Below are 14,767 nucleotides of genomic sequence, written 5' to 3' on the forward strand. Positions count from 1 at the left end.
ACCTCGGCGTCCTGGTTGAACCTGGTGGAGCGCTTTTTCTCGACATTGAGCGAGAAATGGATCAAGCGCCAGGCGCATACCAGCGTGAAGGATCTGGAAACCTCCATCGAGCACTACCTATCTACCCATAACGCCAATCCCCGGCCTTTTCGCTGGTATCGAAAAGCCGAGGACATACTGGCGAGTGTAGGCCGAGCAGCCGAGGCGATGACCTCGAAAATATGATCTTTATTTTTGAAACACCACACTAGCTAGGTTCTGAATAGACCCGTTCTCCTGGAGGTCTTCAGGTCTTAAAAGGCGCGTCTTAGCCACTGCGGACAGTCTGCTTCTGGCCGAAGCCTCAAGCGACTGCGGAGTTGCGAAATCAGTGGGCTACCCCAGCTCCGGTAGACATCCCTGCCCTATGCTCTGAGCATAGGAGGACACCTATGAGCTCCCAGCGTTATCCTGAAGACTTTAAAATCGAAGCGGTCAAGCAAGTTACCGAGCGCGACCTTCCTGTTTAACTTCTGATCAACAGCCTCTAAGACGAATGTAATGACTAATCACGAAGCCGCTAACCGGTTGTTTTCCATGGAAGGGGCAACTCACATTTATTCCAGCGACCCCACCCTGCTTACCCCCGCAGACCTCTACCAAATCAAGAACAATCCGGCGCAATTTGCTGCGCTGCAGAGCTGCAACATTTACCTAATCGTACGGCGACAGCGCATATATCTAGACTCTCAAGGATTCTCGTGCAATGGCCGGGTCGTGACCGGAAATTTTCTGGTGCGAAGAGAAAAAACTTTGACGCCCATCCCCTTCACATTCGAGATCAGTGAAGAATCATTGCCCCGTGAAATCCCTATTCTCCAAGTCGCAGTCGCCGAGAACGGCTGCACCATGTTGATCACTACACCTTTGGGCCAACATGAGATTTCAGTGAACGTCGTCGTGGCCAGAGCCAAAAGTACGCTCAGCGATCAAGAGACGGGGCTGGTCGTACTGTATGTAGGTCAAAGCATTGGCAAAAAAAACCCGCGCACGGCGCTGGATCGTTTGCTGTCACACACCACCTTGCAACGGATCCTCGCCGAAACGTCAACATATTTTTACGAGCGTGAAGTCCTGTTACTGCTTTACCGTTTCGAACACGGCCGCACGCTTATCAGCAACGGGGGAGATTTTAACGTCGACTTTGAAGCCTGTGATCAAAGAGATGCTGCGCATCTAAACCGTCTACGAAATATCCGCCTCAATCGCCACGACATTGTGTCCTTGGCGGAAGCGGCCTTGATCAATTACTTCAAGCCCGATTACAACAAATTGCTCAAATCAACTAACTTCGCAAACGGGCGGCTTTCGGTTCTGAAGCAGTTGCTGAGCAAGGGGATAGCTGGCCTGATCGTTGAGCTGTCCACGGTAAACTTACGATCCCGTATCGGGACTTTTCACGCACCACCGACCGACCTGACTAATATTATGTCGATTGAGGTTCTTGAAGGCCGCTATATCGATGACGAGCTGATCAAGCAGCAATGGCAAGAGGAGTTGGTCAGAATGGCTCACACCCACATAGCTAGATTTGCACTGACAACCCCGAAAGAGCGGGAAACGTTCCTGCACGGCGTTGTGTTTTCTGGGCATAGTGACAGGTTCATGGGGTGCTGATCAACGTGGTCTTGTTTTTGAAGTCGTTGATCAATCGTTTGAGTAAGCCCTCATTTTGTATGATGACCAATGACCGCTCTTGGCCGATTATGTTGGAAAATCTATGGTCACCCCCGTTTTTGCAATACTGATCAGAGATGGGAGCTGGCTTGCCTAAATCTATCCGGCGTCTATCTGGGGCATGCCCCGCACCACGATGAGAGAGTCGCGCTTGGCGATCCTGAAAAGTCCTGCGGCCTCAGAGGCCGATTTTCATAGCAGGTTCTTCGCCAGGCCGGTGGGCCGTTCACGTCATCAGTTGTTCAGCTATCGCAAAACCTGAAGGTTGGGTACTGCAACAACAGCGGGGTCAGGCGGCTTAGCCGTTTGATCCCGTTTCAAATCGACCCTGTCCTTTCGCATGCGAGCAATTGTTTAGTCATGTCTATGTAACTGAGCAGCACCGCCCAGTCTCGGGAGTTGGAGGTAGGGTTCTACCCATTTCCACAGGCGGCTTTTTTGGAAATTCTCACGCCTGCTGGACGGCCGGCAATTGCTCGCCCGACATCCAGCTTTCCGAGCGACGCGAACGTCCCAGCCTGCCTGGCTAGGAAGGCTGGGAGCTTGTCAGCATTCAACCAGTGACACGCGGATAAATCAGGATCGGAAACCACAATGCCCGAGCCGGGCATACGACATCGCCCTGCCAGCAGGGGTATCCCCTGTCTTCAAACGACTGCTGTACATCGGCTGTGCTTTCTGCTGACTCGAAAAAATCCTTTGGCAACCGAATGCGGATTTCTTGCGGCGAGCGCCAGACGGATGCCGGCAAGCTGAGGCCATGATTTGCCAGAGCCAAAGCCGTGATTCAGTACGCTCCCCTCACAGCCTCTTCCCTTCGCGCCTTACGTTTGGCCCTCGCTGTCCTACTCGCCTGGTTCATGTTGGTACCCGATGCCGTCGCAGTCTCTGCATCCGAGCACGCGAACCTCGCGGTCATGATCCGGCAGCTCAATGCCTTGGAAGACACGGCGAGGCGTAGCGCACAGGTCGCAGAGGAGCCAGGCCAGCGCTATTTCTTCGACTACCAGCGCCTGGCGTCGGATATCCAGCGCGTCCGCCAAGGCATCCAGGACTATCTCACCCCGAGCCGGGCGCAGCCCCGCGATCCCACCGAGCTGACGGGTCACTACACCCTCACGAGAGGCCGCAGGCCATGAGCATGAGTGCAGCTCAGACCTCGGCTTTTCAGGCCGCTGGCGGTTTTCCTCCTACGGCGAGCTATGCGCTCTTCGTTGGCTTCGCCGTGGCAATCACCTTCCTGTGGGGGGCCTGGGCCATCTATAGCGCCTACCGGGGTTGGGCCACCGGCAACCTTGACCGCGCCATCGCGGCACCGGCGGTGATCCGCGTTCTGGTGCTCTGCACGATCCTCACGCTCTTCGTCCTCAGCTAAACCTCTGGAGCTTCACCATGCCCAACCCCAAGAAAGCCATCCGCCGCTGCGTTCCCCTGGGAGCGTTCGTTCTACCCCAGTTCGCCCTGGCAGCCCTGCCTCAAGCTCAGGCGCCAAGCCGTGGTGAAGGCACGAACATGACCCAGACCATGCAGAACTACGCCTTCGACGGCTTCATGCTGCTCGGTCTGATCGTTCTGTGCGCCATGTTCATGGGCGTGGCTTGGCACGCCTTCGGCGTCTACCACGAGATCCACGACGGGAAGAAGAAGTGGCGGGACCTTGGCTCTACCGCGGCCGTTGGTGTCGGCATCCTCGGGATCGGCATTTACTTGGTCACCAAAGCAACCGGCATTCTTTGACTGGGACTGGCCATGGCTGACGTTCTTGATGACGGCACGTTGAGTTTCCTGCCGGTACGGCTGAACAACCAGCCGGTGGTGATGGGTGGCCTGACCGCGGACGAGATGTGGAGCACGGTGTTTCTCAGCGGGGGGATCGGTTTCTTCCTGGGCATTCCCGTAGCGATTCTGACCCAGGTCTGGGCGTTGATCATCGGTGGAGCACTCGTCGGTGGCGTGCTCGGTCTGACCGTTGCCAGCCGCATCCTGCGCCGCCTGAAACGGGGACGCCCGGACACCTGGTTCTATCGCCAGATCCAGCTCGCGATTGCCCAGCACGCCCCGGCCTGGAGCAACGCCCGCCTCATCACGCGCAGCGGCGCGTGGTCCTGCCGTCGCACGGAGTGAGCATGAGTTATCGCAAGAAAGTGGATGCCCAGTACGCCCACATCGTCAGCCTGCGCATCGCCCTGGGCCTGATGGCCGTGGTGTGTCTCGCCTTGGCCTATGGCTGGTGGTCCGCTCCCCGGGAACTGACGGTTCATGTGCCGCCAGACTTGCGCTCCGGCAGCACACGTAAGTGGTGGGACATCCCGCATGAGTCGGTGTACGCCTTCGGCCTCTACATCTTCCAGCAGATGAACCGCTGGCCTACCGATGGCGAGACCGATTACCAGGACAACATCTACCGCCTGGACGCCTACCTCACCTCCAGTTGCAAAGCCTACCTGCAGAAGGATTACGAGCTGCGCCGCAATGCCGGCGAGCTGCGCAAACGCGAACGGGGCGTGCACGAAATCCCAGGGCGGGGTGTGGACGACTCGCAAGAGCAGCATGTCATCCAGCACTCCATCAATGACTGGACGGTGAACCTCGACATCACCGCAGATGAGTATTACGGCGGCGAGCGCGTGAAGCGTGCCCTCGCTCGCTATCCGCTACTGATCATCCGTTCGGATGTGGACCCGGAGAAGAACCCGTTCGGGCTGCAGTGGGATTGCTACGACGGCAGTCCACAGCGAATCGAGATTTCCCCCGACGTTGCAGTGTCCGGGGGCCATCGATGAAGCGTTCGCTGCAATCCGCCTGTGCCCTCCTCGCTGCGTGGGCCGTATGCGCCGACGCGGTGGAAATCCAGCGGTGGGAACGGATACCGCTCGCCCTGCCGCTGGTGGTAGGCCAGGAACGCATCGTCTTCGTCGACCAGAATGTCCGGGTCGGCATGCCCCGGGCGCTGGAGGGGAAGCTGCGCGTGCAGAGCACGGGAGGCGCCCTGTACCTGCTGGCGAACGAGCCGATCGAGCCGACCCGTCTGCAACTGCAGAACATGACCAGCGGCGAGATCATGCTGGTCGACATTGCCGCCACCTCAGGACAAGCGAACCAGCCGGCGCTGGAACCGCTGAAGATCGTCGCCGGTGAGCATCCGGCCGGCCGCTATGGCCAACAGGCCTCGGCGCCGAAACAGGCCGCTCGCCCAACCACCGGCGCAACAGAGGATGGCGAGCAGCTTGAAGAACCACCGGCCGCGCGACGTGAAACGCCAGTGCCGGTAGCCCTCACCCGCTATGCCGCCCAGATGCTCTACGCCCCGCTGCGGACTGTCGAGCCGGTCGAGGGGATCGGCCAAGTGAACATCGACCGGCGCCTGGACCTCAGCACGCTACTCCCCACGCTGCCCGTCGAGGCCTCCGTGCTGGGGGCATGGCGATTGGACGATTACTGGGTGACGGCGGTGAAGCTGCGTAACACCGGCGCGCAGCAATTGATACTGGATCCGCGCGATCTCATGGGCAACTTCGTCGCCGCCACCTTCCAGCATCCCTACCTGGGCGCCCAAGGCGATGCCAGCGACACCACGACGGTGTATCTGATTACCCAGGGCCGCGGGCTCGCCGAATCGCTGCTGCCCGCCGCTGTCGGCCAGATCGACCCCAAGGGAGACAGGCGTGAAAGGTAATCCTCTCCTCAAGTTCCTGGCGATCCCGTTCCTGATCCTGGCAACCATCATCATCGTGAAGGTCTTCTCCGGAACGAATGAAGGCCAGTCCATGACCGAGGCCGGTGGCAAGCCGAAGATTTCCGGCAGCCAGGCGCAGGCCTTGGGCGTGGACGGCGATACGCCCAGCGACACGCTACGCACCATCGTGGCGGAGAGCCGGCAGTTGAAGGACCAGGTCAGCCAGGCACTGTCCAACAACGAAGAACTGAAGCGGCAGAATCAGGAGCTGCAGGCCCGCCTGCAGAACATCGATCAGAACGTCGCGCAGCGCTTGGACAATGCCCAGCAGCAATTGGAGCAAAAAGCGAAGGAACAGAACCAGGGCGTGCTCGACATGCTGCAGAAGCAGCTCGACACGCTGGGCAGACAAGGAAGCGGCAGCGCCGGCAGCGATCTTCCGATCGGCTTTGGCGTTCAGCCCGGGGATGGCCAGGGATTCCAAGGAGCCCCCGGCCTGGACATCGTCTGGATCGAGCCACAGGACGCCACACCGGTCGATGCCAATGGCAAGCCGATCGCGGCAGGCTCCAGCCTGGCGCCCAGTGGATTCGACTTTCCAACCTCGTTTGGCCAGTCGCTCGATCGCGGCCAGAAGGTCCTGAATACCAGCGCGCAGAGTATCGGCGGCGAGATCTCGCCCCAGGACGCACGCAAGCAGGTGCGCAAGGTCTACACCTTGCCGCAGAACTCGACGCTCATGGGCTCCGTGGCCATGTCCGCACTCATCGGCCGCGTCCCGGTCGATGGTACGGTGAATGATCCCTACCCTTTCAAGATCCTGATCGGCCCAGACAACCTGACGGCCAACGGCATCGATGTGCCGGACGTCGCCGGCGCCGTGGCCAGCGGTACCGCATCCGGGGACTGGACGCTGTCCTGTGTGCGTGGGCAAATCCGCAGCCTCACCTTCGTCTTCAACGACGGCACCGTTCGCACCCTGCCGGCCCCGGCCGAGGAAGCGAACAACAACCAGGCCGGCAGCAACGGCAGCCAGCAGACCATCCAGGGCGGACTTGGGTGGATCAGCGATCCCTATGGCATTCCCTGCATCGCCGGTGACCGCCGCTCCAACGCCAAGGAGTATCTGGGCAACCAGAGTCTGCTGACCGCCGCCGGCGCCGGCATCGCCAAGCTGCTCGATGCGGACGAGAACACCACCTCCACCGTCTTCAGTGGCAATGGCGCTTCCTTCGGCACCACCGGAACGCAGGGCAACTCGGCCCTCGGCACCATCCTGACCGGGGGCGTGAACGACATCCGCCAATGGATGAACACGCTCTACGGCGAGGCCTTCGCCGCCGTCTACGTTCAGCCCGGGGCGAAGGTTTCTGTCCACCTCGACCAGCAATTGACGATCGACTACGAACTCAAGGGCCGCAAGGTCGACTACAGCGCCGGAGCGACACATGTTTCTGCACACCTTGACTGACCGCAGGCTGCCGGCCTGCGCCTGGCTGACACTCACGCTGCTCGCCTCGGGTTGCTCCACCAGCAAGGAGGAGATGCTGCCCCATGGCGAATCCACGATGCGGGACGTGTGGGAGCACGGCACAACCGGGTCCGCTGGGAGTGCAAGCAGCCGGCTGCTGCTCGATGCCAGACAAAGCCTGCGCCGTCCCCTGGATCCGCAGCAGGCAGCCATGCGCAACGACAACGCTGCTTTTACGCGCACGGCCCAGAACGAAATCTACAGCCAGTTCAAGCGTCTGCCGAACCCCGACCTGGTCATGTACGTGTTCCCGCACCTGGCCGGGACGGACCCGGCCCCCGTGCCCGGCTACACCACCGTATTTCCCTTCTACCAGCGTGTGCAGTACGCGATGCCTGGCGAGCGCACGGAGGACTACTGATGGGGCTTATCCAGCATTTACTCGGCCACAAGGGCACACGCCGGGTCGAGCCCGACCTGCACGCCGCCGAGTTCGAGGTCATCGCCGGCCTCACCGCGAGCGAGCCACGTATCCAGGACAACGACACAGCTACCGAATCCGTCGAGGCGGCAACCGGGCGCTATCTCGAACGACTGGCCAGCCTGGGGGTTCCCTCGCCGGCAGACTGGCGCAATCCCAAGCAAAAGCCGGCTACCCAGGCGGATGTAGCGCGCCTGTACGACGTCGCTCCTTCGTTTGTGGATCTGCTCCCCTGGGTGGAGTACCTGCCGTCGGAGAAAGCGATGCTGCTTGAAGACGGCCTTTCGCGCGCGGCCTTTTTCGAGCTGACGCCGATCGGCACGGAAGGCCGTGACCCCGAGTGGCTACGCAAGGCCCGTGACGCCCTGGAAAACGCCCTGCAGGACTCCTTCGACGAGCTGGAAACCTCTCCCTGGGTCATGCAGTTGTATGCCCAGGACGAAATCAGTTGGGACGACTACCTGCAGCAGTTGAACAATTACATCCAGCCCCGTGCCCGAGGAACCCCGTTCACGGAGCTCTACTGCACGTTGTTCAAACAGCACCTTGAAGCGATTTCCAAGCCCGGTGGGCTCTTCGAGGACACCAAGGTGAGCCAGCTCCCCTGGAGAGGGCAACAGCGTCGCGTCCGCCTGGTCGTTTACCGGCGAGTCAGGAAGGCCGACAGCGAAGTCCGGGGCCAGGAGCCTGGTCCGTACCTCAAGGTCATCTGCGATCGCCTGCTGGGCAGCCTGGCCAACGCCGGCATCAAAGCCAAGCGCATGGACGGCCATGCCATCCGCCATTGGTTGATCCGCTGGTTCAACCCGCGCCCGGACCATCTGGGTCCAACCGAGGCGGACATACGCCGCTTCTACGAGCTGGTCTGCCAGCCAGCTGCCGAACTGCCTGAAGGCGAGCTGCCGCTGGCCAGCGGCACCGATTTCTCGCAGAACCTCTGCTACCGAGAGCCGGTTTCCGACATGGACAAAGGCCTGTGGTACTTCGACGGCCTGCCGCACCGTGTGGTGATGCTCGATCGCCTACGGGAAGCGCCGACGACCGGACACCTGACCGGGGAAACCCGCAAGGGCGGCGATGCCTTCAATGCCTTGTTCGACCAGTTGCCGGAGGACACCACGCTCTGCATCACACTGGTGATGACGCCGCAGGACATCTTGGAAAGCCACTTGGAGCAATTGTCTCGCAAGGCGGTCGGCGACACTCAGGCCTCCCTTCTGACGCGCGAGGACGTCACGACCGCGCGACAGCTTCTGGGTCGCAAGCACAAGCTCTATCGCGGCAGCGTCGCCTTTTACCTGCGCGGCAAGGACCACGCTGAACTCCAGGAGCGCAGTCTTCAGCTGAGCAATGCACTATTGGGTGCCGGCATGACCCCGGTGGAGCCACAAAACGAAGTGGCGCCGCTGAACAGCTACCTGCGCTGGCTCCCGGGCAACTTCGATCCGAACCAGAAGCGCGCCCTGGACTGGTACGTCCAGTTGATGTTCGCGCAGCACATCGCGAACCTCGCGCCGGTGTGGGGTCGCTCGACAGGCACCGGGCACCCCGGCATCACCCTGTTCAACCGCGGCGGCGCCCCGCTGACCTTCGATCCGCTGAACAAGCTGGACCGCCAGATGAACGCGCACCTGTTCATCTTCGGTCCCACCGGTTCGGGCAAGTCGGCCTCCGCGACCAACATTCTCAGCCAGATCGTCGCGATCTATCGCCCACGCCTGTTCATCGTCGAGGCCGGCAACAGCTTCGGCCTGCTCGGCGAGTTCGCCAAGCACCTCGGTCTGAGCGTGAACCGGGTACGCCTGTCACCCGGTTCGGGCGTCAGCCTGGCGCCCTTCGCCGATGCCGTGAAACTCGTCGAGTCGCCCCATTCGGTGAAGATCCTGCAGGCCGATGACGTCGAGGCCTCCGACGAGCACCTGGCCAGCCAGACCGAGGACGAGCAGCGCGACATCCTGGGCGAGATGGAGATCACCGCCCGGCTCATGATCACCGGCGGCGAGGACAAGGAGGATCAGCGACTCACCCGTGCCGACCGCAGCGCCATTCGCCAGTGCATCCTCGACGCGGCGAAGAAATGCGCCACCGAGCATCGCATCGTGCTCCCTGAGGACGTCCGGGACGCTTTGCGTGATGCAGGTATGGACGCCGGCATCCCGGAGAGCCGGCGCAGCCGCTTCCTGGAGATGGCCGAAGCCATGTCGATGTTCTGCATGGGTGCCGAAGGTGAGATGTTCAACCGCCCTGGGACACCCTGGCCAGAAGCGGACATCACCATCGTCGACCTGGCCACCTACGCCCGGGAAGGCTACAGCGCCCAGATGGCGATCTCCTACATCTCGCTGCTCAACAGCGTCAACAACATCGCCGAGCGCGACCAGTTCAAAGGCCGGCCGCTGATCTTCTTCACCGACGAAGGCCACATCCAGCTGAAGGTTCCGCTGCTGTCGCCCTACTCCGTCAAGATCACCAAGATGTGGAGGAAACTCGGTTCCTGGTTCTGGATGGCGACCCAGAACGTGGACGACGTGCCACCGGAAGCCTCCGCGCTCCTGAACATGATCGAGTGGTGGATCTGCTTGAACATGCCGCCGGACGAAGTCGAGAAAATCGCCCGCTTCCGCGAACTCTCGCCGGCCCAGAAGTCGATGATGCTCTCGGCCCGCAAGGAGAACGGCAAGTTCACTGAAGGCGTCGTGCTCTCCAAGAGCATGGAGATGCTCTTTCGCGTGGTTCCGCCAAGCCTTTATCTCGCGCTCGCCATGACCGAGCCCGAGGAGAAGAAGCAACGCTTCGACATCATGCAAGCCAAGGGGTGCGACGAACTGGCTGCTGCGCTCGAGATGGCCGCCGACCTGGACCGAAAGCGCGGCATCGCCCCTCACCCCATCACCTTCCCGAAACAATCGACGGCAGTGGAGCGCCTGGTATGAGAGCACTGAATTCCCTGACCCAGAACCTGATCGAAAGCCTGACCCAGCTCCTGCAAAAACCCGGGGAGGATGCCCTGCAGACCCTTGAGGTCTGCGCTCCGGTACTGATCGAGCAACTGCAGCAGATATTGGTGCGTGCGGTGGATCGCCGCGACATCGATGTCCAGCTCCGTGGCGCCCTCGGAGAATGGCTACGCCAGCACCCACAACCAGAGGCAGCCCAACAGGCACTGCTGGAAGCCCTGCACAAGCAGGACCTGATCTCTGCCAAAGCGGACAAGGCCCTGGCATGAAGAGGCTCACTGCCCTGCTGACTGTCATTGGCCTCGGCCCCCTGGTGGCGGGTGGTCTGCTGATCAAGGATCTGGTGGGCTCCCCTCGGGAAACAGCTCCCTGGCTTTTCGGCTCGGCGTCCGCCCGCTGGACCATCACGGAGTTCGCCGACCTTGAGTGCCCCTACTGCAAGACCTACACCCCAGAGCTCAAGCGCTGGGTGAGCCAGCAGCCCGACGTGAACCTGCAGTGGCATCACTTACCGCTACCGTTTCATGGGACAGCAGCCATCCACCAGGCACGCCTGGTGGAGTGCGCGGGTGTCCTTGGCGGCGCCGATGCATTTTGGAATGCAGTGGACCAAGTCTTCCGGCGCACCCGCAGTAACGGCCAGGGACTCCCTGGCCGGCTGGAGCTGAGTGGCATCGATGACCATGACCTGGAGCGCTGTGCGACCTCGAACATCGACGTGGCCATGCGCATCGAGCAGCAACTCCACGAGGCCCAGGAAAAGGGTATCAATGTCACTCCGACCCTGTTGATCACGGACAATACGTCGGGTCGCACCATCAAGCTGGAGGGGCCTGCGGATGGGGTGACTCTGCTGTCCGCGATCGATTGGTTGTCGCATTCAGCAAGAGACAGCGCGGTCTCGCAGTGAGAGGCTTGATCACTGCTGCTCATGCAAAATCGCGTCTTACTTGAACACTTGGCCTGCGCATTGGCCTACCAAGCGATCTGGGTCGGTATCAAGCGTTCATCACAATCGCCGACCTGATGCTGCAACTGGCCGCCGTACCGACAGGACAGCCTGAAGTATTCCAACCGCGCCGTGATGAGCCCCTGATGCTGACAGGCCAATTGATGAGATACTTTCTGCAGCCCGCCCTTGAATGGCGGGTTTCATTTATTGGAGTCCTTACGTGTCGTCGAACTCCCTCACCGAAGATGAAATGCGCAAAGCCCTGGGTCTTGCTACAACCCCGGAACCCACCAAGCCCCGTATCAAATCCCCTATTCCGATCCGCTACACGTTGGTCACTCTGAGCGTCCGTAAGCCAGCAGGAGGCCTACCCTTTCGATACGAATATCAGTCCCGCTCCATGAGCTCGCTTGAGGCGCAACTCGAAGCCGAAAAAGCCGTGCGGGAGGAAAGACTAGAGGTCTGGGCAGTGTTGGATATCAAACAAATCGAGCGGTAATACACGGGCTCTTTTGAGATTGCTGCTCAGTCATTCCGCTATGGGAGCCCCCGCGCATCCAGATCCCCTCTTGGCCATGAAGGTGTTCGTCGAAGTCATCACGTACAAGCTGTGAGCATTCAGCCTCAATTGACTGAACGATAGTGCCGAAACCATGACGTACTGCATGCCCGGTCAGTCAACCATTTGGTGTCATCGACTTCAGCGATACGCCAGAATGGCGCCATGGCTTGAAGTGTGACTCACGGATGGGAGACAGCCACATGCGACGCTGGACGTACTTTCAGAAGATGGCTTTCGATCAATGCTCAAGCACTGACACTGCCATACCGACCTCACGGACACAGGCAAGAGCTCATCCCCTTGCGACAACGCAGGGAGTGCTCATTGCCAGACACCGGATCACCATCGCGACTGCCAGTTCGCTTCTCGCCGCCGCGTATATCGCAGCCTTTTTCTTTCGGGCTGGCAGCTTTCCTTGGTAAGCCCCTCTGAATGTATTGCCGAATGCGTGAATAGCTAGCCCGCTGCAGTGTCGAGCCCACCAAAATCATGACGAACCGCAAGTTACTTCGGTGATCGATACGGCGGTTCCGAACAGGACCAATACGCGACAATAAAAAAGGATGTACTGTTTTAATTCAGGGATTCGAAATGATTCGCCCGCCGTACAGAAGAGCCCGCCGTATTGCGCTCCTGGCTGTAAACACCGATAAGGCCTTTTCCCTCTCTCCCCCCTCTACTGCATCCCGTCGAAAGGCACTCATTCTTCGCTGCGTTCTCGGAGCACTGGGGCTTTCCGCCAGCCTGCACAGCGTCGCCGCCGAGCCAGTAGCGGACCAGGAGCTTCTGCGCCAACAGGAGCGCGAGCGCGTCCAGCGTGAACAGCTCGAACCCTCCCCCGACGTACGCATCGCCTTGCCAGCGGCCGCTGCGGATCGATTGCCGGAAGGCGAGGTCCCCTGTTTCCCCATCCATGACATCCGTCTGATCGGCGAGGACTCGGAAACCTTCCAGTGGGCGCTGCGGGCCGCCAATCCACCTGAGGACCCCGCTCTCGGCCGCTGCCTGGGTGCCGGCGGCATCAACCTGACCATGAAGCGCATCCAGAATGCGATCATCGAACGGGGCTACGTCACCAGCCGCATACTCGCCGAGCCTCAGGACCTGAAGAGCGGCACACTCGTCCTGACGGTCGTGCCGGGACGCATCCGGACGATCCGCTTCGCCGAGGGCACCAGCCGGCGGGCCACGCTCTGGAATGCCCTGCCCGCCGCGCCGGGCGATGTGCTCAACCTGCGCGATATCGAACAGGCGCTGGAAAACTTCAAGCGCGTCCCCACCGCCGAGGCGGATATCCGGATCGAACCCGCAGAAGGAACCGACGCCAGGCCAGGCGAAAGCGATGTGGTGATCGCCTGGCAGCAACGTCTGCCAGTGCGTCTGAGCCTCTCGCTGGACGACTCGGGCAGCGATGAGACCGGCAAGTACCAGGGCAACGTGGCGCTATCGCTGGATCACGTGCTGACGCTCAACGACCTCTTCTATGTGAGCTACAACCACGACTGGGGTGGCGGGGAATCCGGCGAGCGCGGTTCCGAAGGTCACACCCTGCACTACTCGGTGCCCTACGGCTATTGGCTGCTGGGCGCCACGGCCAGCGAGTACGACTACCACCAGACCGTCGTCGGCGCGAACCAGACCTACCGTTACAGCGGCAAGAGCCGCAACGGCGAACTGCGCCTCTCGCGCCTGCTCTACCGCGACGCGGTGCGCAAGACTACGGCCTCGCTCAGCGGCTGGACCCGCTCATCGAGCAACTACATCGACGACACGGAAATCGAAGTCCAGCGCCGCCGCATGGCCGGCTGGGCCGTCGAGCTCGGCCACCGCGAGTTCATCGGCGCCACCACGCTCGACCTGGGCGTCGGCTATCGCCGGGGCACCGGGGCACACGAAGCCCTGGCCGCACCGGAGCAAGCCTTCGGCGAAGGCACCTCTCGCTCTCAGATCGTGACCGCCCATGCCCAGTTGCAACTGCCCTTCACGCTCAACGACCAACGCCTGCGCTACAGCGGCGAATGGCGCGCGCAATGGAACCGCACGCCCCTGGTGCCTCAGGATCGCTTCGCCATAGGCAGCCGCTACACCGTCCGGGGCTTCGACGGAGAAAACCTGCTCTCCGCCGACCGCGGTTGGCTGATCCGCAACGACCTGGGGCTCGCCCTGGGGCAAAGCGGCCAGGAGCTGTACCTGGGCCTGGATTACGGCGAAGTCGGCGGCCAGTCGAGCGAGTTGCTCATCGGCAAGCGGTTGGCCGGCGGCGTTATCGGCCTGCGCGGCGGTTACCGAAGCCTTTCCTACGACCTCTTCTGGGGGCAGCCGATCAAGAAGCCGGACGGTTTCCAGACCGCCGACACCACCAGCGGCTTCAACCTCACCTGGTCGTTCTAAGGAAGCACCATGCGTTTCGACACCCTGGATATCACCGCTCCCGCCCTGTTCGAGGAGGCCTGGAACGAATCCGAGATGCTCGGCGCCATCGTCTGGCTGTGGATGCACTCCGCCGCGCATCGCGAAGTACCGCTCCATACCCTACCCACGCTGTTGCTGCCGGCGCTGAAGAGCAGGCAATTCATCGTGGCGTCCGAGCGAGGAAAACCGGTGTTCTACCTGTCCTGGCTGAACCTGAGCCAGGAAGCGGAATACCGCTACCTGCGCACGCCCCCGATCTGCCTGCTCGAAACGGACTGGAACTGCGGCGAGCGCCTGTGGATTCACGACTGGGTCGCGCCGTTCGGCCATACCGCGACGATCGCCCGGCTGCTCCAGCAGCGCCTGTTCGCCAATCGCTGCGTCCGAACGCTCTACCACCGCGGCGACCAACGCGGCCTGAAGGTGAAGACCTTCCACGGCATCGGCGTGATGCCCGAGACGGCCCGCGCCTGGTTCGCCGCCCACCCGCTCCCTCCTGCATTCGACACCGATTTCGATCCCCTCCTTGGAAAGTGAAAC

At 61.3% G+C, this 14,767-nt stretch carries 15 protein-coding genes and 1 pseudogene; all 16 read left to right on the top strand.

The genetic code is table 11. The features are described 5' to 3' along the window. Nucleotides 1–225 (top strand): annotated as a pseudogene (locus BZL41_RS00875) (IS630 family transposase); the annotation flags it as partial. 315 nt (nucleotides 226–540) lie between these two features. Beyond that, entirely contained in the window at nucleotides 541–1,656 is a 1,116-nt protein-coding gene (locus tag BZL41_RS00880; protein ID WP_095597548.1) for a hypothetical protein, read from the top strand. 920 nt (nucleotides 1,657–2,576) lie between these two features. Continuing rightward, the gene (locus BZL41_RS00885; RefSeq protein WP_174706124.1) at nucleotides 2,577–2,855 is read left to right on the top strand and encodes an RAQPRD family integrative conjugative element protein; all 279 of its coding nucleotides are present in this window, start codon (nucleotides 2,577–2,579) and stop codon (nucleotides 2,853–2,855) included. Further along, entirely contained in the window at nucleotides 2,852–3,091 is a 240-nt protein-coding gene (locus BZL41_RS00890) for a TIGR03758 family integrating conjugative element protein (RefSeq protein WP_095597550.1), read from the top strand. The genes BZL41_RS00885 and BZL41_RS00890 overlap by 4 nt, the downstream gene beginning before the upstream one ends. Nucleotides 3,092–3,108: 17 nt before the next feature. Then, on the top strand, nucleotides 3,109–3,453 hold the full coding sequence (locus tag BZL41_RS00895; protein ID WP_095597551.1) for a TIGR03745 family integrating conjugative element membrane protein: 345 nt from the start codon (nucleotides 3,109–3,111) through the stop codon (nucleotides 3,451–3,453). Nucleotides 3,454–3,465: 12 nt separating this feature from the next. Continuing rightward, nucleotides 3,466–3,840: a TIGR03750 family conjugal transfer protein gene (locus tag BZL41_RS00900; protein ID WP_095597552.1), complete on the top strand. Its 375-nt coding sequence runs from the start codon at nucleotides 3,466–3,468 to the stop codon at nucleotides 3,838–3,840. A gap of 2 nt (nucleotides 3,841–3,842) precedes the next feature. Then, nucleotides 3,843–4,499 carry a PFL_4703 family integrating conjugative element protein gene (locus tag BZL41_RS00905; RefSeq protein ID WP_095597553.1) on the top strand — a complete coding sequence of 219 codons (657 nt, stop codon included), beginning with the start codon at nucleotides 3,843–3,845 and terminating at the stop codon, nucleotides 4,497–4,499. Next, nucleotides 4,496–5,392, top strand: coding sequence for a TIGR03749 family integrating conjugative element protein (locus BZL41_RS00910; protein WP_095597554.1), 897 nt, complete (start codon nucleotides 4,496–4,498; stop codon nucleotides 5,390–5,392). The genes BZL41_RS00905 and BZL41_RS00910 overlap by 4 nt, the downstream gene beginning before the upstream one ends. Next, nucleotides 5,382–6,863 carry a TIGR03752 family integrating conjugative element protein gene (locus tag BZL41_RS00915; protein ID WP_095597555.1) on the top strand — a complete coding sequence of 494 codons (1,482 nt, stop codon included), beginning with the start codon at nucleotides 5,382–5,384 and terminating at the stop codon, nucleotides 6,861–6,863. Before BZL41_RS00910 ends, BZL41_RS00915 begins: the two co-directional genes overlap by 11 nt. Beyond that, a complete protein-coding gene (locus BZL41_RS00920; RefSeq protein WP_095597575.1) occupies nucleotides 6,841–7,284 on the top strand; it encodes a TIGR03751 family conjugal transfer lipoprotein in 444 nt (147 codons plus the stop codon). The genes BZL41_RS00915 and BZL41_RS00920 overlap by 23 nt, the downstream gene beginning before the upstream one ends. Then, nucleotides 7,284–10,277, top strand: a complete 2,994-nt coding sequence (locus tag BZL41_RS00925) for a conjugative transfer ATPase (protein WP_095597556.1) — start codon at nucleotides 7,284–7,286, stop codon at nucleotides 10,275–10,277. Before BZL41_RS00920 ends, BZL41_RS00925 begins: the two co-directional genes overlap by 1 nt. Beyond that, nucleotides 10,274–10,570, top strand: a complete 297-nt coding sequence (locus BZL41_RS00930; protein ID WP_095597557.1) for a hypothetical protein — start codon at nucleotides 10,274–10,276, stop codon at nucleotides 10,568–10,570. The genes BZL41_RS00925 and BZL41_RS00930 overlap by 4 nt, the downstream gene beginning before the upstream one ends. Next, nucleotides 10,567–11,211 (top strand): DsbA family protein, encoded by a 645-nt coding sequence (locus BZL41_RS00935; RefSeq protein ID WP_095597558.1) that lies wholly within the window; start codon nucleotides 10,567–10,569, stop codon nucleotides 11,209–11,211. The genes BZL41_RS00930 and BZL41_RS00935 overlap by 4 nt, the downstream gene beginning before the upstream one ends. 262 nt (nucleotides 11,212–11,473) lie before the next feature. Next, complete coding sequence (locus BZL41_RS00940) at nucleotides 11,474–11,752, top strand: hypothetical protein (RefSeq protein WP_256578056.1); 279 nt, start codon at nucleotides 11,474–11,476, stop codon at nucleotides 11,750–11,752. Nucleotides 11,753–12,406: 654 nt separating this feature from the next. After that, nucleotides 12,407–14,206: a ShlB/FhaC/HecB family hemolysin secretion/activation protein gene (locus BZL41_RS00945; protein ID WP_095597559.1), complete on the top strand. Its 1,800-nt coding sequence runs from the start codon at nucleotides 12,407–12,409 to the stop codon at nucleotides 14,204–14,206. Between the two features lie 9 nt (nucleotides 14,207–14,215). Continuing rightward, nucleotides 14,216–14,764, top strand: coding sequence for a toxin-activating lysine-acyltransferase (locus BZL41_RS00950; RefSeq protein ID WP_095597560.1), 549 nt, complete (start codon nucleotides 14,216–14,218; stop codon nucleotides 14,762–14,764). Nucleotides 14,765–14,767 lie beyond the last annotated feature (3 nt).

Source organism: Pseudomonas sp. PIC25 (assembly GCF_002286785.1).
Taxonomy (GTDB): domain Bacteria; phylum Pseudomonadota; class Gammaproteobacteria; order Pseudomonadales; family Pseudomonadaceae; genus Pseudomonas_M.